Source organism: Streptomyces chattanoogensis (genome assembly GCF_001294335.1).
GTDB classification, from domain to species: domain Bacteria; phylum Actinomycetota; class Actinomycetes; order Streptomycetales; family Streptomycetaceae; genus Streptomyces; species Streptomyces chattanoogensis.
Window position 1 is genome coordinate 154,533 of sequence record NZ_LGKG01000112.1, and the last position, 17,811, is coordinate 172,343.

Genomic DNA, 17,811 nt, shown 5'->3' on the forward strand with positions numbered 1-17,811 from the left:
GGGACCCGGCTCAGCGATTCCCGGCGTCCCGCAGCAGCTGGGTGAACTCGGCGGCGGCGCCGGTGAGTTCGACGCGTGAGAAGACCGTGATGTCGCGTCTCCAGGGCGGGTCGGTGGGGACCTGGGCGCAGTCGAGTCCGGTGAGTTCATGGGCCGCCGTCAGCAGCACCCCGACGCCGGCCGCGGCCATCCGGACGGCGGTCGAGCTGTGCTGCGTACGGACCGCGGTACGCGGGGTGAAGCCCGCGCGTGCGCATTCCCGGTCGAGCCAGCGCACGCCGTCGATCACCGGCTCCAGGCTGCAGCGCACCCAGGGCCGGTCCGCCAGGTCGGTGAGGCGTATGGACTGCCGGGCGGCGAGCGGGTCGTCGCACGGCACGACCAGCACGATCTCCTCCTGTCCGACGACGGTGACCGGTCCCGGCCAGTCGTCGGGGCGCGGGCCGACCGCCACATCGGCGACGCCGCGCGCCATCTGGTCGTACAGCTCGTCGGTGGTGGCGTATTCGTGGAGGACGAGCCGCACCCCGGGGTGCTCGCGGGCCCACCGGGCGCAGACCCCGGGCAGCACGCCGATGGCCTGCGCATGCACCGTGGCGATGTGCAGTTCGCCGCTTTCCGCCCCGGCGGCCGCCAGTGCGGCGCGGCGGGCCTGCCGGGCGCTGCGGACCGCGAGTTCGGCGTAGGGGAAGTAGGCCCGGCCCATGGGGGTCAGCCGCACCCCGCGCGGCATCCGCTCCAACAGCGCGCCGCCCGCCTCCCGTTCGAGCGCCTTGATCTGGTGCGAGAGCGCGGACTGGGTGACATGCAGTGCCTCGGCGGCGCGGGTGAAGGACTCCTCCTCGACGACCGCCACCAGGTATTCCATCTGCCGCAGGCTCATGCCCGGCCCCTCCCATGCAGAGCGCTCATCGCCTCCATAAAAACATTGCCTTGGACTCATCGCCCCAGGTGGGCGGAGCCTTACCGCATGAGCGAGCGCATGACCGAGACAGACATGGTCAAGACAGGCAGCACCAAGACAGGCACGAACACCGCGGATGTCATCGTCATCGGCGGCGGCACCGGCGGCTACGGCACCGCACTGCGCGCCGCGTCCCTGGGACTGCGGGTGGTGCTGGCCGAACGCGATCTGATCGGCGGTACCTGTCTGCACCGCGGCTGCATCCCCAGCAAGGCGATGCTGCACGCCGCCGAGCTGGTGGACGGCATCGCGGAGGCACGGGAGCGGTGGGGTGTGAAGGCCACCGTGGACGCCCTGGACTGGCCCGCCCTGGTGGCCACCCGGGATGACATCGTCGCCCGTAACCACCAGGGCGTGGCGGGGCACCTGGCGCACGCCGGAGTGGAGGTGGTGCGCGGCACGGCGCGGCTGACCGGGACGCGTACGGTCCGGATCGAGGGCGCCGGGGAGTTCACGGCGCGGCGCGGCATCGTGCTGGCGACCGGCTCCCGGCCGCGGCTGCTGCCGGGCCTGACACCCGATGGCCGACGGGTCGTCACCAGCGACGACGCGCTGTTCGCCCCGGGGCTGCCGGCGTCCGTACTGGTCCTGGGCGGCGGCGCGATCGGCGTGGAGTACGCGTCCTTCCACCGCTCCATGGGAGCCGAGGTCACGCTCGTCGAGGCGGCGGAGCGGCTGCTTCCGCTGGAGGACGAGGCTGTTGGCCGCCATCTGGTGCGCGGCCTGAAGAAGCGCGGCATCACGGTCCGTACGGGCTCGACGCTGTCCGGGGCCGAGCTGCTTCCGGACGGGGTGCGGGCCACCCTCCGCACCGCCAAGGGGCAGGACGTCGTCCTGGAGGCGGAGCGGCTGCTGGTCGCCGTGGGGCGGACGCCCGTGACGGTGGGGCTGGACCTGGCGGCGGCCGGGCTGTCGGCGGACGCGCGGGGGTATGTGGCGCCCGCCGACTGGTCGCGGCTGGAGACCGCCGTGCCGGGCATCCATGTGGTCGGCGATCTGCTGCCGCCGCCGTCCCTGGGCCTCGCACACGCCTCGTTCGCGGAGGGACTGCTGGTCGCCGAGACCCTGGCGGGCATCCCGTCGCCCCCGGTGGACTACGCGGCCGTGCCCCGGGTGACGTACTCCTCGCCGCAGACCGCGTCGGTCGGCCTGACCGAGGCCGAGGCCCGCGCCCGGGGGCTGGCGGTCAAGGTGAACACCCTGCCGCTGACGGCAACGGCCAAGGGGATGGTCCACGGTCAGGGCGGCATGGTGAAAGTGGTCGCGGCGGCGGACGGGGCGGGCGGTGAGGCCACGGGGACGGTGCTCGGCGTCCATCTGGTCGGCCCGCATGTCTCGGAGATGATCGCCGAGAGCCAGCTGATCGTGGGCTGGGACGCCGAACCGTCCGATGTGGCCCGGCACATCCATGCGCACCCGACGCTGTCGGAGGCGGTGGGCGAGGCGTTTCTGACGCTGGCGGGGCGGGGGCTGCACCAGCACTGAGCGGAACGGGGCGAGCGGTTAATCCGGTTGCGCTGCCGCGCACGTCCGCCGACCATGGCGCGGTAAGCACATCCCCCCACTCAGGAGCACGGAATGCGCCGATTCCTCGGAACTACTCAGCGCCCCCATCGGACGTCGGTTTTCGAGGACTCAATCACCCATGCACATCCGTCACACCCTGAACATCGGGATCGTCGCCCACGTCGACGCGGGTAAGACCAGCCTCACCGAGCGGCTGCTGTTCGACACCGGCACCATCGACCGGCTCGGCAGCGTCGATGCCGGTGACACCCGTACGGACACCGGCGCGCTGGAGCGGCAGCGCGGGATCACCATCCGCTCCGCCGTCGCCTCCTTCACGGTCGGCGACACCCGGATCAATCTCCTCGACACCCCCGGCCACTCCGACTTCATCGCCGAGGTCGAGCGCGCCCTGGGGGTGCTCGACGGCGCCGTACTGCTGCTGTCCGCGGTGGAGGGCGTCCAGGCCAGGACCCGGGTCCTGATGAAGACCCTGCGACGGCTGGGGCTGCCCACCCTCCTGTTCATCAACAAGATCGACCGGGTCGGTGCCCGGGACGAGGCGCTGCTGGCGGACATCCGCCGGCTGCTGGCCCCGGTGGCCGTGCCGATGACGTCCGTGACCGGTCTGGGCACGGCGCGGGCCCGGGTGTCGCCGTACGACCTGGAGGACGCGCGGACCCGCGACCGGATCGCGGAGGCGGTGGCCGAGGCGGACGATGCGCTCCTCGCCCGGGTGGTGGACGGTGCGCCGCCGACCGCGGTGGAGGTGCGCGCGGCGCTGGCCGCGCGCACGGCCGACGGGTCGCTCCACCCGGTGTACTTCGGTTCGGCGCTGGGCGGGCAAGGCGTCGGTGCGCTCGTCCAGGGAATGGCAGCGCTGATCCCGCCGGCGCCGGTGGCCGCGGGCGATGAGCCGCGGGGCACGGTGTTCGCCGTCCATCAGCCGCCGGGCGGCGAGCGTACGGCGCATATCCGGCTCTACGGGGGCGAGTTGCGGCCACGTCAGCGCATCGAGCTGCACCGGCGCGCAACGGACGGCGGCCTGGGACGGCTGACCGGCCGGATCACCTCCCTCGAGGTCGTCGGCCGGCCACCGGGCGACTCCGGACCGCTCACCCCGGGCAATATCGCGGTGATCCGCGGGCTGCCGGGTATCCGGACCGGCGACCGCCTCGGGCCGCTGCCGGAATCCGACGACGCCCTGTTCGCCTCCCCCACCCTGGAGACCGTCGTCCGGGCCCACGATCCGGGCCGCGCCGCCGCCCTGCGCGCCGCGCTGCTGGCGCTGGCCGACCAGGACCCGCTGCTGCAGGCGCGCCCCGCGGCCGACGGCGCCACCTCCGTACTGCTGCACGGCGAGGTGCAGAAGGAGATCATCGCGGCCACCCTCCGCGACGAGCACGGCATCGGGGCGGAGTTCGCGCCCAGCCGGGTGGTGTGTGTGGAGCGGCCGTGCGGGGTCGGCGAGGCGTCCTACGAGATCGCCAAGCGGGGCCACACCGGGCACTGGGCCACGGTCGGGCTGCGGGTCGAGCCGGGTGCCCGCGGCTCCGGCCCGATCTTCACCTACGAGACCGAACTGGGCGCGCTGCCGCACGGCTTTCACCAGGCCATCGAGGAGACCGTCCTGGCGACGCTGCGGCAGGGGCCGCGGGGCATGGCGGTGACCGACTGCCGGGTGGTGCTGACCCGGTCCGGGTTCGTCGGCCCGGTGAGCACGGCCGGGGACTTCCGTACGGTCACGGCGGGCGTGCTGCTGCGTGCGCTGCGGCGGGCCGGAACCCGGGTCCACGAGCCGTATCACGCCTTCGAGGCGGAGCTGCCGCCCGATGCGCTGGCACCGGTCACCGCGCGGCTCGCGGCGCTGGGCGCGGAGCTCGGCGAGACGGCGGGCGGACGGCATTCCTGGCTGGTGCGCGGGGTGCTTCCGGCGCGTCACGTCCAGGAGGCCGAGGGGATGTTGCCCGGCCTGACGCACGGTGAGGGGGTGTGGAGCTCGTACCCCTCGGGGGACCGCCCGGTGCGCGGGACCGCCGGGGCCGGGGGTGAGCGCGCCTCCGGGGCGTAGTGCTCAACGCTCCGTCAGGACGTAATCCACCTGTCCGAACCTGATGTGATCGCCCGGCCCGACCGGCACCTCGCCCACCACCCGGCGCCCGTTGACGCAGGTGCCGTTGGTGGAGCCGAGGTCGCGCAGCATCCAGCCGCTGCCCGCGCTGCGCAGTTCGGCGTGGGCGCGGGAGACCGTCTCGTGGTTGAGCCGCAGGCCCACGCCGGGTGCCCGCCCTATGAGCAGCGGAAAGGGGCCGGGCTCCGGCAGCAGAAGCTTCGGCAGCCGCTCCGTGCGCCAGGCCCGGCGCACCCGGATATGGAACGCCGACACCCGGCCGACCATCCGCAGGACCGCCCCCTGGACCTTGCCGCGGCTTTCCAAGTCGGCGGTGGCCAGGTCGAGATCGGAGTGCTGCTGGGCGGTGAGCACGAGTTCCAGCCGGCGCAGGAAGGTGTCCTGGGACAGCCGTCCCTGGGCCGCGCCGTCGCGCAGCAGATCGAGGGCGCGTTCCCGGTCGGCGTCCGACGGGCGCGCCGGTCGTGCGGGGAACTCGAGCGACGTCATGCCGTGATTCTCCGGCCGGTGTGCGCCGCTGTCCAGCGAGGTAGCACGCACGACCGGCCGTTATGCGGCGGCCGGTCACCCGGCGGCGCGGCGGAATGGCGCAATTACCGGTGCGAAGACGCGCCATCTCGCCACGTCGGGCTGTCGGCCGGGCGGGCAGCGTGCTTTCTTCGTCTGGAGGCCGGGCGGCCGGGAGGGCACCCCGCGGGGCGAGTGAGGAGGCAGCGCCGTGCTGTTCGAGCTGTGGGCGCCGGGCGCCGGACGGGTCGTGCTCCAGTGGGCCGGCGGCCGGGCCGGCGAACCGCCGCTCGCTCTGGAGCGCGACGGTGAACGCGACGGCTGGTGGCGCGCGGAGGCGCCGGCCCACGACGGCGACCGCTACGCCTACCGTCTCGACGGCGGTCCGCCGCTGCCCGATCCGCGCGCCGCCCGGCTGCCGGAGGGCCCCGGCGGCCCCGGTGCGGTCGTCGACCACGGCCGCTTCACCTGGCGCCATTCGTGGCCCGGCCGCCCGCTGCCCGGCGCGGTCCTCTACGAGCTGCACATCGGCACGTACACCGCCGAGGGCACCTTCGACGCCGCCGCCGAGCGGCTGCACCACCTCGCCCACCTGGGCATCACTCATGTTTCCCTGATGCCGGTGTGCCCGTTCCCCGGTACGCACGGCTGGGGTTACGACGGGATCGCCCCGTGGGCGGTGCACGAACCGTACGGCGGGCCGGACGGCCTCAAGCGGTTCGTGGACGCCGCGCACGGCCACGGCCTCGGGGTCGTCCTCGACGTCGTCCACAACCACCTCGGCCCGTCCGGCAACCATCTCCCGTCCTTCGGGCCGTATTTCACCGACACCCATCACACGCCCTGGGGAGCGGCGGTCAATCTCGACGCCCCCGGTTCCGACGAGGTGCGCCGCTACTTCATCGGCAGCGCGCTCGCCTGGCTGCGCGACTACCGGATCGACGGGCTGCGGCTGGATGCCGTCCACGCGCTGCACGACTCCCGCGCCCGGCACTTCCTGGCCGAACTCTCCGCGGCCGTGGATGCGCTGGCCGGGCGTCTGCGGCGTCCGCTGTTCCTGATCGCCGAGTCGGACCGCAACGATCCGGCCACCACCGCGCCGCGTGCGAGCGGCGGTCACGGCCTGCACGCCCAGTGGAACGACGACTTCCACCACGCCCTGCACACCGCCCTCACCGGCGAATCCCACGGCTACTACGCCGACTTCGCCCGGGCCCCGGTCGCCGCCCTCGCCAAGACGCTGACCGGCGGCTTCTTCCACGACGGCACATACTCCAGCTTCCGCGGCCGGACCCACGGCGCCCCGCTCGACCCGCGCCGCACACCCCCGTACCGGCTGCTCGCCTACGCACAGACCCACGACCAGATCGGCAACCGCGCCCTCGGCGACCGTCTCGCCGCCGCCCTCTCCCCCGGTCTCCTGGCCTGCGCCGCCGCGCTGGTCCTGTGCTCGCCCTTCACGCCCATGCTGTTCATGGGCGAGGAGTGGGGCGCGCGGACGCCCTGGCAGTACTTCACCGACCATCCGGATCCCGAGCTGGCGGAGGCGGTACGGGCCGGGCGCCGCCGGGAGTTCGCCGCCCACGACTGGTCGGGCACGGACGCCGACTGGCCCGACCCACAGGATCCGGCCACCCGCGACCGCTGCGTACTGGACTGGAGCGAACCGGACCGTGCACCGCATGCCGCCCTGCTGGCCTGGTATCGCACCGTGCTCGGCCTGCGCCGCGGGCTGCCCGCGCCGGCCGGTCCCGATCCGGCCGCCACGCACGTCACTTACGACGAGGACGCCCGCTGGCTGCTGCTGCGGAACGGGGCCGTCCGGGTGGCGGTCAACCTGGCACGCGACACCGTGGCGGACATCCCGGTGGGCACGGCGGGCGAACCCGACCCGGAGCTGCGGGTGCTGGCCGCTTGGGGGGTGGTGGACGGGGCCGGTGGGGCGGGGATGGTGCGGGTGGGGGCGGAGTCGGTGGTGATTTTGGGGGAAATCCCCTGAAGAACGAGTGGACCCCTTGTGACCATAACGCCGGAGACGAGCAGATAATTCCGGACCGGACGTCATTCCTCAGGACGCGGGCACCCGACGCCTCCAATACGCAGAAGATGCGGACATCTCCCGCCTTCTCAGTCCGTCGGACACCCGTTGAACCGAAAACGCATATTTGCCCGCAGAGGGCTTGCACAAGGAATTTACCGGAAGGTTGCCCCGTAGACGGCTTGCCTGGTGATTCGCCATCTAGAGATCAGCAAAGACCCAGGTCAGGGCGATTGTTGCGGCGAATTTCCTACAGGTAAAAAACCTCACGGTGAGTTGCCCGGCACCCCGTCGGCGTGATTGCATCCTGCGCACATGAGTCGCCGTTATTGACGCCGTATTCGAGCGGACAGTGACCGTGTGACCGGCCTTATTGACATTTCCGTCAACTCGGCCGGTATGAGTTCCAAAACCCACCGCACCGAAGGAAAGGGCACGCCATGCGCAACTCCACCCCGGCGATCGACACCTACGAGATTTCCGACAGCGAGCTCGACGGCATTTCCGGCGGCATCGCCAGCGCCGGCGGCGAGGTCGCCGGTCACGGCGCCGCTGTGAGCATCGGCGATGTCGCCGGGACCGCCCAGTCCCTCGCGCCCCAGCTGCCCGTCTCGCAGTTCGCCGGCCTCGTCACGGTGCAGAGCACGGACGTCTGAGCACGGACTCCGAGAACACCGCGGGCCGCACGCCGCGGCGCGTGAACCCCGGGACCACGGTCCCGGGGTTCACGCGTTACCGGGCAGGAATTCCTTGACGACGGCCGCGTCGAACGCCTCCAGGTCCCGCGGCCTCCGGCTGGTGATGAGGGTGTTGGGGCCGGCCGTGCAGATGCTGACCTGCTCGTCGACCCAGGTGCCGCCCGCGTTGCGGATGTCGGTCCGCAGGCTCGGGTACGAGGTCAGCGTGCGGCCGCGTACGACATCGGCCTCGACCAGGATCCAGGGCGCATGACAGATGGCGGCCACCGGCTTGCCCGCGCTGAAGAACGACGCGACGAAGGCCACCGCCCGGGCATCCAGGCGCAGCGCGTCCGGATTGGCCAGACCGCCGGGCAGCACCAGACCACCGAAGGGCACCGTGGACGCCTCGTCGACGGTCAGGTCGACGGGGAAGCTGTCGGCACGGTCCAGGTGGTGGAACGCCTGCACCTCGCCCGACGCCGTGGAGACCAGCTTCGGGGTGCCGCCCGCGTCGGCCACCGCCTGCCACGGGCGGGTCAGCTCGGCCTGCTCGGCGCCCAACGGGGCCACCAGGAACGCCACCTGCACAGCGCACTCACCTCCGTCCGGCGGGCGGGAACGGCGGGAAAGTCGGACGAGGAAGGCGGACGAGGAAGGGCTCGCCCGCCCCCATTAATCGACCATAACGGGGCGAATCCCCCACGGCGAGCGCCACGGCAGCGACCGATCGTCCATCCCGTGGAGATGTGCTGGACACTATGTCCATGCCACTGCACATCGCGGACCTCCTGGCCCGGCCCGACCTGAATCTGTCGGTCACCTATGACGTGCCGGCCCCGCTGCTGGCCCGCACCGTCGAGGCGGCGACCGTCTCGGATCTGCCGGCCCCCGGGAAGTGGCTGCAGGGCGGTGAGCTGCTGATGACCATCGGCCTGCTGCTGCCGATGGAGCCGGGCGCGTGCAGGGCGTACGTACGGGATGTGGCCGAGGGCGGGGCGGCCTGTCTGGCGCTGGGGCTCGGACAGGGGCTGCCGTACCAGGAGGCGCCCGAGCCGCTGGTGCGGGCCGCCGAGGAGGCCGGGCTGCCGCTGCTGACGGTGCCGGACGAGGTGCCGTTCATCGCCGTGACCAAGGCGGTATTCGACGCCCGCGCCGACGAACAGCGCGCGGCCCTGCACCGGGCGTTCGCCACCCAGCGGCGGCTGACGGCCGCGGCGGCCGGTGACGGGCTGCGGCCGATGCTGGAGGAGTGGACGGCCGCCACCGGGGTGGGGGCGGCGGTGCTCGACCCGTTGGGGCGGCTGCTCGCGGCGGGTGAGCGGGAGGCGAGTCCGCCGCTGGGGGAGGCGCGGGAGCTGATCGAGCGGGTCGCCGCGCGGGGGCTGCGCGGCAGCGCGTCCAGTACGGCCGCGGGGCGCCAGTTGGAGGTCCAGCCGCTGGGCGCCCGGCGGCTGCGCGGCCTGCTGCTGCTCACCGGCCGCCCCGACGACGCCGCCCGTTCGGTCGTACCGGGTCTGGTCTCGCTTCTCTCGCTGGAGCTGGAGCGCCGTCATCTGCGCGATGAGCCGGAGCGCCGCCGCAGGTCGGCGCTGCTGTCGGAGCTGCTGGCCGACGAGGAGCCGTCGGGCGCGCGGGCCCGCGACCTGCTGGCCTCGGCCGGTCTGACCGCCGAACGGGTGCGCGGCGTCGTGGTGGAGACCGTGGGGGACCAGGGGCACGGGGCGCCGTCGCCGCCCTCGGAGAGCGCCGCCCACGACACGGCGGCCGACCTGGCGCTGGCGATGCCCGGCGGCCTGGTCAGGGTCGCGGGCGGCGTCATCGAGGCGGTGGTCGGCGAGGATCTGGACATCCGCGATGTGCTCGGCCGGTTCGCGCCGCGCTGCCCGGCCGGCATCGGCCCGGCCACCGCGCCCGAAGCCGTGCGGGTCTCGCTGCGCCAGGCGACCGGGCTGCTCGCCGTCAGCCGGGCCGGCGGCGCGCCCGCCGAGGCCCGGCAGAGCGAGGCCAGCAGGCTGCTGCTCGACCTGGGCGACCGCCGTACGCTGCACGGCTACGCCGATACGGTGCTCGGCCCGCTCGATCTGGCGGACAACGGCGAGGAGTTGATCGCCACCCTGGCGGCCTGGCTGGAGACCGGCGGCGCCTGGGACGCCACCAGCCGACGGCTCGGCGTGCACCGCCACACCGTACGCAACCGCCTCGACAAGGCCATGGACCTCACCGGCCGCCGCCTCGACGACCCCGACGACCGCTTCGACCTCTGGCTGGCCACCCGCATCCGCCGCGGCGGCACCCCACCCGGCCCCTGACGCAACGCGCCGGACCCCGACCGCCCTTTCACTCTCACCCCGCCACCGTCTTTACTTCGACCATGGCTTACGAGATCCGGAGCATCCCCAGGGAGACCACCCCGGCGCGGGACACCGCCCCGACACCCGCCGCCGGCCCGCCAACGGGCCACGGCCCAGGGCAGCGGCAGGAACGCGGCAAGCTGGTGGCCGTCAGCGATCTGCATGTCCGCTACGAGGAAAACCGCGACATCGTCGAGAAGTTGCGCCCGGAGTCCGACGACGACTGGCTCCTGATCGCCGGCGACATCGGCGAGTACATGGCCGACATCCGCTGGGCACTCACCCTCCTCAGCAGCCGCTTCGCCAAGGTGGTGTGGGTGCCGGGCAATCACGAACTGTGGACCCCGGCCGACGACCCGGTACAGCTGCGCGGCGTCGCCCGCTACGACCATCTCGTGGCCCTCTGCCGGGAGTTGGGCGTGGTCACCCCCGAGGACCCCTACCCCGTCTGGAACGGCGAGGGCGGCCCGGTCGCCATCGCGCCCCTCTTCCTGCTGTACGACTACACCTTCCGGATGCCGGGACTGGACACCAAGGAGGCGGCGCTCGCCGCCGCCGAAGAGGCGGGCGTGGTCTGCACCGACGAGTTCTTCCTCCACCCCGACCCGTATCCGTCCCGCGAGGCCTGGTGCCAGGCGCGGCTGGCCGCCACCGAGGAGCGCCTCGCCGCCCTCCCGGAGGAGCTGCCCACCGTGCTCGTCAACCACTGGCCGGTGGTACGCGAACCCACCCGGCCCCTGTGGCATCCGGAGTTCGCCCTGTGGTGCGGCACCGAGGCGAGTGCCGACTGGCCCCGCCGCTTCCGGGCCGCGGCCGTGGTCTACGGCCACCTCCACATCCCCCGGCTGCTGATCTGCGACGGCGTACCCCACCAGGAGGTCTCGCTCGGCTATCCGCGCGAGTGGCGCCGCCGCTCCACCGCACCGGGCCGCCCCGTACAGATCCTGCCCGCCACGCCCGCCACCGCCGCCGCCGACACCACCGGGACCCCCGCATGATCGACAAACTGCTCCCGGCGCCCATAGCGACCGCCGAGTCTTTCGAGGACGAGCCGCTGTCCGCGATGTTCCCCGAGGAACGGGCGCTGGTGGCCAACGCGGTCCCGCACCGCCAGCGCGAATTCGGCACCGTACGCCACTGCGCCCGCACCGCCCTGTCGGAATTCGGCATCGAGCCGGCCCCCATACTCCCCGGCCCCGGCCGCGCCCCCCGCTGGCCGCACGGCATCGTCGGCGCGCTGACCCACTGCACCGGCTACCGGGCGGCGGCGGTGGCCCGCGCGACGGACCTGCACGCCATCGGCGTGGACGCCGAACCCAACCAGCCGATCAGCGACCCCGGCGTCCTCGACCTCATCGCCCTCCCCGAAGAACGCGCCCAGCTGCGCCACTTGGCCACCCTCGAACCCGGCGTCAGCTGGGACCGCCTGATATTCAGCGCCAAGGAATCCGTCTACAAGGCGTGGTACCCCCTGACATCCCGCTGGCTCGGCTTCGAGGACGCCCACATCACCCTCGACCCCACCGACGCCACCTTCACCGCCCGTCTCCTCGTCCCGGGCCCGGTGGTCGCCGGGACCGTGCTCGAGGAGTTCAGCGGGCGCTGGACGGTGGGTGCGGGGCTGGTGGTGACGGCGGTGGTGGTCGAACGGTAGGCGTCCTGGCCGTCACCGCCCCGCGTCCGCATCCACCGGACGGTTGTCAAGCCCGCGGATTCCCTGTCCGGCAGGCCACTACCGTGGAGCCGAGCGGTCTTCCCGAGACAGGTGATTCCCATCGGCTCCCACGGTTCGGCGCTGACCCGTTGGCTGCGTACGCTCGCTGCCGGTCGGCTCCAGGAAGTACTGGACACACGCCCCGACAGCGCATCCGCCCCCGAGCCCCTCACCTTGGGTGAACTCGCCGACCGGCTGCAACGGCCGGGATCGGTCGCCCGGGCCTTGACCCGGGTGCCGCTCCCCTGCCTGCAGGCCGCCGAGGCGCTCGCCGCGCTGGGCGCCCCGGCCCTGCGCGAGGATCTGGAGCGGCTGCTCGGCACGGATGCGGCCGGTCTCGACCCGGTGCTCGACACGCTCGGCGCGCATGCGCTGGTCTGGCCCGGACCCGGGGGCGAGCTCCAGATGGCGGCGGCGCTGCGCGACGTCTGGGAGGCGCCCCTCGGTCTCGGCCCCGGGCTCGCCGAGCTGTTGGCCGGCCAGACCTCCGACGAACTGCGCAAGACGGCCACCGCTCTCGGTCTGCGTCCCGGCTCCCGTAAACAGGACCGCCTCGATGCCGTACTTGCCCACCACCGTGACCCGGCCCGGCTCCGGGCGCTCATCGACTCCGCTCCGCCGGCCGCCCGGGAGCTCCTGAGGCGCCGCGACCGGCCCGAACCGGCTTTCCTCGTGTTCGGCTCGGTCACCTCGGATCCGGCCGAGCGCTGGTTGGTGGAACGGGCGTTGCTGGTGGGCCGCGCCTGGTCGCCGGAGCCCGCACGGGTACCTGCCGAGGTGACGCGCGCGGTGCGGGGCCCCGGCTGGCACGCCCCCTTCGAGCCGGCTCCGGCCGGTCCTCCGCTCGTCTCGCTCACCACCGCCGAGGTGGAGCGTGAAGCGTCGGCCGCGGCCTCCGCCTTCGTCGGGCAGGCCGGTGCACTGCTCGCCGCCTGCGCGGCACGTCCCCCGGCCACGCTGAAGTCCGGTGGGGTCGGCGCCCGCGAACTGGCCCGCCTCGGCAAGACCGCCCGGTGTGCGGAGCCGGTGGTACGGCTGGTGCTGGAGACCGCCCACGCTGCCGGTCTGCTGGCGTGCGAGAGCACTGCTCTTCCGGTCACCGAGGCGTACGACGACTGGGCCGGGCAGGAACCCGCCGAGCGCTTCGCCGCTCTTCTCGGTGCCTGGTGGCTGCTCGGCCTGACGCCGTCCGGCTCCCGGGACGAGGACGGCAAGGTCCTGCCCGCGGTGGCCCGCGGACCGGCCTGCACCGGATGCCGGTCCGCCCGGCGAGGTCTGGTGACGGCCGCGGCGGGCCTGCCCGGCTCCCACGGCGTACGCAACCCTGCCGATCTGGGCCCGCTCGTGGCGTGGCACCGGCCGTTCGCGGACGAACTGCCGCAGGACAGCACGCCGTTCGCCACGCTGGTCCGGGAGGCCGAGCTGCTGGGTGTCCTGGCCCGCGGCGCCCTGTCCCCCTTCGGTGCGGCCCTGCTGCACCGGAGCGACGCCCCGGAACTGCTGCACACCCATGCCCGGCGCCTGTTGCCGCCCTCCGCCTCCAAGGTCCGCATCGGCGGCGACCTCACCGCGGTGGCAACCGGTACGCCCGCCGGCCGGCTCTCGTCCCTGCTGGACTCGCTGGCCGACCGGGAGACCCAGGGCACGGCCTCCGTCTGGCGGTTCGGCCCGTCATCGCTGCGCCGGGCTCTCGATGCGGGCCGGACTCCGGAGGGGATCGAGGCCGACCTGCTGGAGATCTGCGAGGGCCCGCTGCCCCAGCCCCTCCTCTATGTGATCGCCGATGTGGCACGGCGGCACGGCCGGATCCGCCTGGCCTCCGCGGCGTGTGTCCTCCACAGCGACGACACGGCGCTGCTCGCCGAGATCTCCGCCCACCGCAAGCTGTCACGGCTCGGTCTGCGCAGCATCGCGCCGACGGTGCTGCTCTGCCGCACCGCACTGCCCGAGGCACTCGACGCCCTGCGCGCCGAAGGGTACGCGCCGGTCGCCGAGGAAGACGACGGAGCGCTCCGCCTGGAACGGCCCGAGCAGCCACGCGCCACCCAACTCCTGCCCCGCCCACGAGAGGCCTCCCGGGCGGTGGCTCCGGCTCCCGGGCTCGCGGAGCGCCTGCTGTCGGCGCCGGACCGCGATCCGTACCCCGAGCCGGAGCGCGGTATCCCCTTCCCGTCCGATACCGAGGAAATCCTCGCCGGGTGCGCGAAGGCACTGAATCCGACGGACATCCGGCAGCTGGCCCATGCCGTCCACGAGCAGGAGGCCATCACCATCGAATACGTCGCGGCCTCGGGAAGCCGCACCGTGCGCACCGTGGGCGCACTCGACGTCGACCCGCCCTACCTCTACGCGTACTGCCATCTCCGCGAGGACCAGCGGGTCTTCACGCTCTCCCGGATCCAGGCCGTCATGCCGGTCTGACCCGGCATCCGGCCCCGCCCGGCCTATCGCTCCCCGGTGACCGCACGGAAGCCGCGGTCCAGGACGGTATCCGGCAGCAGCCGCGCCAGCCTTGCGGCCGCCCGCGCATCGGAGCCGACGCAGTAGCGGGTCCGGGGCCGCGGGGCGGTCAGTGCCCGGAAGACGGTGCGGGCGAAGTCCTCCGGGCGGGTGGTGCTGGACTGTGCCCGTTCCTCGTTCATCTGCAGGAACCGTGCGAAGGACGCCCGGTAGAGGGCGGCGATGTCTTCGGGTGCCCCGTCCAGGATCTCCTGGCCGGCCTCCCGCACCTTGTCCCAGATCGGGGTCGCGATCGCGCCCGGCTTCACGACGGAGACCGAGACGCCGAAGGGCCGCAGCTCGCGGCGGAGCGCATCGCTCATCCCCTCCTTCGCGAACTGGCCCGCCGCATAGGCGCCGAGGTAGGGAAGGGCCACGCTGCCCAGACCCGAGGAGACGTTGACGATGCGCCCGCGGCTCTGGCGCAGCTGGGGAAGGAAGGCCTGGGTGACGGCGAGCGCACCGACGACGTTGGTGTCCAGCTGCTGCCGCAGCCGTTCGGGCGGCACACACTCCAGGGGTGCCGAGACGCAGGTACCGGCGTTGTTCACCAGCGCCCACACGCCCCGCTCGCCGGTGGACCCGGCGGCCTCGGCCGCGGCCGCCCGGACCGACTCCTCGTCGGTCACGTCGATGAGCACCGGCCGTAAGGACGCGGAGGGTGCCTCGGCGCGCAGCCGCTCGCCGTCCTCCGCCCTGCGCACTCCGGCGAAGACGCGGAAGCCGCGCTCCGCCAGCCGGAGCGCGCACTCCTTGCCGAGCCCGGAGGAGGCGCCGGTGACGACGACGGTGCGTCCGGCCGGGGGGAGGGGCTTGGGCTGTGGGTTCAGCACGTCGCTTTCCTTTGGTAGTCGGTTATGCGCGGTCGGACAGGTGCAGCGCGGACAGCAGGGTGTGTACGGAGGCGTCGGCGAGGTGCCGGGCGCGGGGTGCCGTCACCATGCCGTCGATATAGCTGAAGTTCCAGGCGAGTCGGCCGTGGCTGGTGAGGGCGGTGGCCACGAGGGCTCCCGTCACCGAAATGCCCGCGACGAGCTGGGTACCGGAGACGCGCCAGGGGCCCACCCGGTCGGGGAAGCCGTGGCGGCCGAGGTTGGAGAGGCACAGGTTGAGCGGGCCCTGTTCGTCCAGATAGCGCATGAAGGCCTCGCCGTCGGCCGGTGTCCTGGGCCCGGCCCGGTCCAGCAGGTTGACCAGGGACAGGTGTTCCGCACGCTGCCGGCGGTCCGCCAGGTCCCGGGCGATGGCGCGGGCCATGGGCCACAGGGGCGTGCCGGGCCGGTAGAGGACGCGGGAGGGAAGGGTGGCCGCGTAGGTGCCGGCCTCGTCGTAGGCGACGGCGGGGTCCAGTTCGCCGCGGAAGTCGAGCGGGGAACCGATCGAGAAGTGGGCCGGCTCCGGTGTGCCCGCCTCCTGGGCGACGGCGGTCACCATGGCAGCGGCAAGGGCTCCGTGCACCGTGGTCCCGTGCCGCTTGCAGGCGTCCACGAGCAGCTCCAGCTGCCCGGCGGTGAGGGACCGGTGCACCATCCGGGTGCGCCGCCGTGCGAAGGGGACCGGCCGGCTGGGGGTGAGGCGCCGTGGCTGCAGCCGGCGGGCCTCCTCCGCGTCACGCTCCATCAGGGCCGCAAGAGCGGCGGCGCCCGCCTCGCCCCTGTGGGGGCGCGGAAGCAGATCCTCCGCGGCGGGCAGCGCCCGGCGCGACGTACGGGACGGCTCCTCGCCGGCGCTCAGCTGCGCGGCGATGTCGATCCACTCCCCGAGCACGGACAGCCCCGTCATGCCGTCGGCCATGCAGTGCGCCGCCGTGAGGAGGAGGTCATGGACGTCCGCCCCGCGCCCGGCGCCCTGTTGTGTGATCACGACGGCCCGCAGCAGGGGTCCGGTGCGCCAGTCGATGCCCTCGGCGAGCTCGTGCTCGTCGATCTCGCGTTGCCACCGTGCGTCCGCCTCGGGGTCGCCGGCCGGCACCTGGACGTGGCGCAGCGGGATGGGCCGTCCGCCCACCGGACGGAACGCGGGGGCTGCGCCCTCGTCGTCGCCGCTGATCGCGACGCGCAGCAGAGGGTGCCGGGCCTGGAGAACGTCCAGGGCGCGGCGCAGCAGCGGCAGCTCCAGGGGGCCGTGGAGCCGGGCCCGGATGACGCCGTTGAGCGGTGAGGTCCGGTCCGCGATCCAGTACCAGCGCTCCAGGGGGCTGAGGTTCCGGCGGACGCGGGGTTCGGGGTCCGGGATGCCGGGGAAGGTGAGGGCCTCCTCGTTCCGGCGGGCAAGTTCCTGACGGGCCGTCAACCTGAAGTAGTCGTCCCGGACCTTGCGCCGTTCGGGGGTGTCGGCCTGTTCGAGGTCACTCATCGACCGGGACGCGGCGACCATGGCCCGGGTGCGGTCGCGGCGGCGGTCCTCGTACGTCCGCAGGGCGAGCGGCAGATCGTCGCGCGCCCCGGGCTCGGCCAGGGTGTGGGCCAGGACGACGGCGTCCTCGATCGCCATGGCCGAGCCCTGGCCGAGGGTGGTCAGCATGGGGTGCGCGGCGTCGCCGAGCAGGGTGACGGGACCCTCTCCCCACCGCTCCAGGAAGGTGCGGTCGCGGGAGGGCACGGCGAGGATGTCCCCGGGCGGGGTGGCTTCGATCACGGCCCGGACCTCGTCGGCCCAGCCCGCGTAGGCCTGGGCGATCTCGTCCTTGGTGCCGTCCCAGGCGTGCGAGCGGGCGGCGGGCATGTTCGTGGTGCCCCACCAGTAGGCGCGGCCGTGGCCGATGTCGACGAGGCCGAAGCGCTGTCCGCTGCCCCAGTAGTGGCGCACGCCGCCCGGGGCGAGGGCGGGGTGGCGGAAGGGGACGATGCCGAGCCAGCAGACATAGCCGCTGTCCTGAGACGTCTCGGGCCCGACCAGCCGGGCGCGGACGGCGGAGTGGAAGCCGTCGGCGCCGATGAGGAGGTCGCCGTGGGCGGAACTGCCGTCCTCGAAGCGGACGGTGACGCCCGTGTCGCCGGTCTCGAAGCCGGTCGCGACGGCGCCCAGCCGGACGGGGCAGTCGGCGGCCGCGTCCAGCAGGGCCTCCTGCAGGTCCGAACGGCTCAGGCAGACGCTGGGCGCGCCCGCCTTCTCGCAGACCTCCTTGAACGGCAGGTCCCTGATCTCCCGGCCGCGGTGGTCCAGGACCGTGAAGGACTCCACGACCCGGCCGCGCTTGTCCAGGCCGAGGTCGATGCCCAGCGTGGCGAGCGCGGTGACGGCGTTGGACATCACCGACAAACCGGAACCGGCGGCGCGCAGCTCGGTGGCGCGCTCGTACACCGCCACCTCGATGCCGACCCGCCGGAGGGCGACGGCGCAGGTCAGTCCGCCGATACCGGCTCCGATGACGAGGGCCTTCACCGGCCAGTCGCCTGGCATTGCCGACTTACGTGACATG

The 17,811-nt window shown here is 73.5% G+C and carries 13 protein-coding genes; 8 read left to right on the forward strand and 5 right to left on the reverse strand.

The window, feature by feature from the left end; all coding sequences use genetic code 11:
* Positions 1-10: 10 nt before the first annotated feature.
* Complete coding sequence (locus ADL29_RS13495; RefSeq protein WP_053923899.1) at positions 11-883, reverse strand: LysR family transcriptional regulator; 873 nt, start codon at positions 881-883, stop codon at positions 11-13.
* 99 nt (positions 884-982) lie between these two features.
* On the opposite strand from ADL29_RS13495, the gene lpdA reads away from it, so the two are divergent.
* On the forward strand, positions 983-2,449 hold the full coding sequence (gene lpdA / locus ADL29_RS13500) for a dihydrolipoyl dehydrogenase (protein WP_245689380.1): 1,467 nt from the start codon (positions 983-985) through the stop codon (positions 2,447-2,449).
* 160 nt (positions 2,450-2,609) lie between these two features.
* Positions 2,610-4,541: a tetracycline resistance ribosomal protection protein Otr(A) gene (gene otr(A), locus ADL29_RS13505; protein ID WP_053923900.1), complete on the forward strand. Its 1,932-nt coding sequence runs from the start codon at positions 2,610-2,612 to the stop codon at positions 4,539-4,541.
* A 3-nt stretch (positions 4,542-4,544) separates the two neighbouring features.
* Here otr(A) and ADL29_RS13510 read toward each other — a convergent pair whose 3' ends face one another.
* Positions 4,545-5,090: an FHA domain-containing protein gene (locus ADL29_RS13510; RefSeq protein WP_046925440.1), complete on the reverse strand. Its 546-nt coding sequence runs from the start codon at positions 5,088-5,090 to the stop codon at positions 4,545-4,547.
* 229 nt (positions 5,091-5,319) lie between these two features.
* On the opposite strand from ADL29_RS13510, the gene treZ reads away from it, so the two are divergent.
* Complete coding sequence (gene treZ, locus ADL29_RS13515) at positions 5,320-7,107, forward strand: malto-oligosyltrehalose trehalohydrolase (protein ID WP_053923901.1); 1,788 nt, start codon at positions 5,320-5,322, stop codon at positions 7,105-7,107.
* Between the two features lie 479 nt (positions 7,108-7,586).
* Entirely contained in the window at positions 7,587-7,802 is a 216-nt protein-coding gene (locus ADL29_RS13520) for a hypothetical protein (RefSeq protein ID WP_053923902.1), read from the forward strand.
* 69 nt (positions 7,803-7,871) lie between these two features.
* On the opposite strand, the gene ADL29_RS13525 is transcribed toward ADL29_RS13520, so the two are convergent.
* Entirely contained in the window at positions 7,872-8,414 is a 543-nt protein-coding gene (locus ADL29_RS13525) for a type 1 glutamine amidotransferase domain-containing protein (RefSeq protein ID WP_053923903.1), read from the reverse strand.
* Positions 8,415-8,590: 176 nt separating this feature from the next.
* Between ADL29_RS13525 and ADL29_RS13530 the strand changes: the two genes are divergently transcribed.
* The 4 genes from ADL29_RS13530 to ADL29_RS13545 all read left to right on the forward strand — a co-directional run bounded on the left by ADL29_RS13530 (position 8,591) and on the right by ADL29_RS13545 (position 14,312).
* A complete protein-coding gene (locus ADL29_RS13530; RefSeq protein ID WP_053924015.1) occupies positions 8,591-10,135 on the forward strand; it encodes a PucR family transcriptional regulator in 1,545 nt (514 codons plus the stop codon).
* A gap of 62 nt (positions 10,136-10,197) precedes the next feature.
* Positions 10,198-11,175, forward strand: coding sequence for a metallophosphoesterase family protein (locus tag ADL29_RS13535; protein WP_053923904.1), 978 nt, complete (start codon positions 10,198-10,200; stop codon positions 11,173-11,175).
* Positions 11,172-11,831, forward strand: a complete 660-nt coding sequence (locus ADL29_RS13540) for a 4'-phosphopantetheinyl transferase family protein (RefSeq protein ID WP_053923905.1) — start codon at positions 11,172-11,174, stop codon at positions 11,829-11,831. The genes ADL29_RS13535 and ADL29_RS13540 overlap by 4 nt, the downstream gene beginning before the upstream one ends.
* Positions 11,832-11,942: 111 nt before the next feature.
* Positions 11,943-14,312, forward strand: coding sequence for a helicase-associated domain-containing protein (locus ADL29_RS13545; protein WP_342671160.1), 2,370 nt, complete (start codon positions 11,943-11,945; stop codon positions 14,310-14,312).
* 23 nt (positions 14,313-14,335) lie between these two features.
* Here the strand turns inward: ADL29_RS13545 and ADL29_RS13550 are convergent, their stop codons facing one another.
* Together ADL29_RS13550 and ADL29_RS46285 are read right to left on the reverse strand one after the other, a co-directional pair.
* The gene (locus ADL29_RS13550) at positions 14,336-15,220 is read right to left on the reverse strand and encodes an SDR family oxidoreductase (protein ID WP_053924017.1); all 885 of its coding nucleotides are present in this window, start codon (positions 15,218-15,220) and stop codon (positions 14,336-14,338) included.
* Positions 15,221-15,245: 25 nt separating this feature from the next.
* Positions 15,246-17,810, reverse strand: a complete 2,565-nt coding sequence (locus ADL29_RS46285; protein ID WP_053923906.1) for an FAD-dependent monooxygenase — start codon at positions 17,808-17,810, stop codon at positions 15,246-15,248.
* Position 17,811: the final 1 nt, after the last annotated feature.

Bases quoted from the DNA above. Each gene is read 5' to 3' on its own strand.
- ADL29_RS13495 (WP_053923899.1), bottom strand. From the start codon at position 883: ATGAGCCTGCGGCAGATGGAATACCTGGTGGCGGTCGTCGAGGAGGAG.
- lpdA (WP_245689380.1), top strand. From the start codon at position 983: ATGACCGAGACAGACATGGTCAAGACAGGCAGCACCAAGACAGGCACG.
- ADL29_RS13510 (WP_046925440.1), bottom strand. From the start codon at position 5,090: ATGACGTCGCTCGAGTTCCCCGCACGACCGGCGCGCCCGTCGGACGCC.
- ADL29_RS13520 (WP_053923902.1), top strand. From the start codon at position 7,587: ATGCGCAACTCCACCCCGGCGATCGACACCTACGAGATTTCCGACAGC.
- ADL29_RS13530 (WP_053924015.1), top strand. From the start codon at position 8,591: ATGCCACTGCACATCGCGGACCTCCTGGCCCGGCCCGACCTGAATCTG.
- ADL29_RS13535 (WP_053923904.1), top strand. From the start codon at position 10,198: ATGGCTTACGAGATCCGGAGCATCCCCAGGGAGACCACCCCGGCGCGG.
- ADL29_RS13540 (WP_053923905.1), top strand. From the start codon at position 11,172: ATGATCGACAAACTGCTCCCGGCGCCCATAGCGACCGCCGAGTCTTTC.
- ADL29_RS46285 (WP_053923906.1), bottom strand. From the start codon at position 17,810: ATGTCACGTAAGTCGGCAATGCCAGGCGACTGGCCGGTGAAGGCCCTC.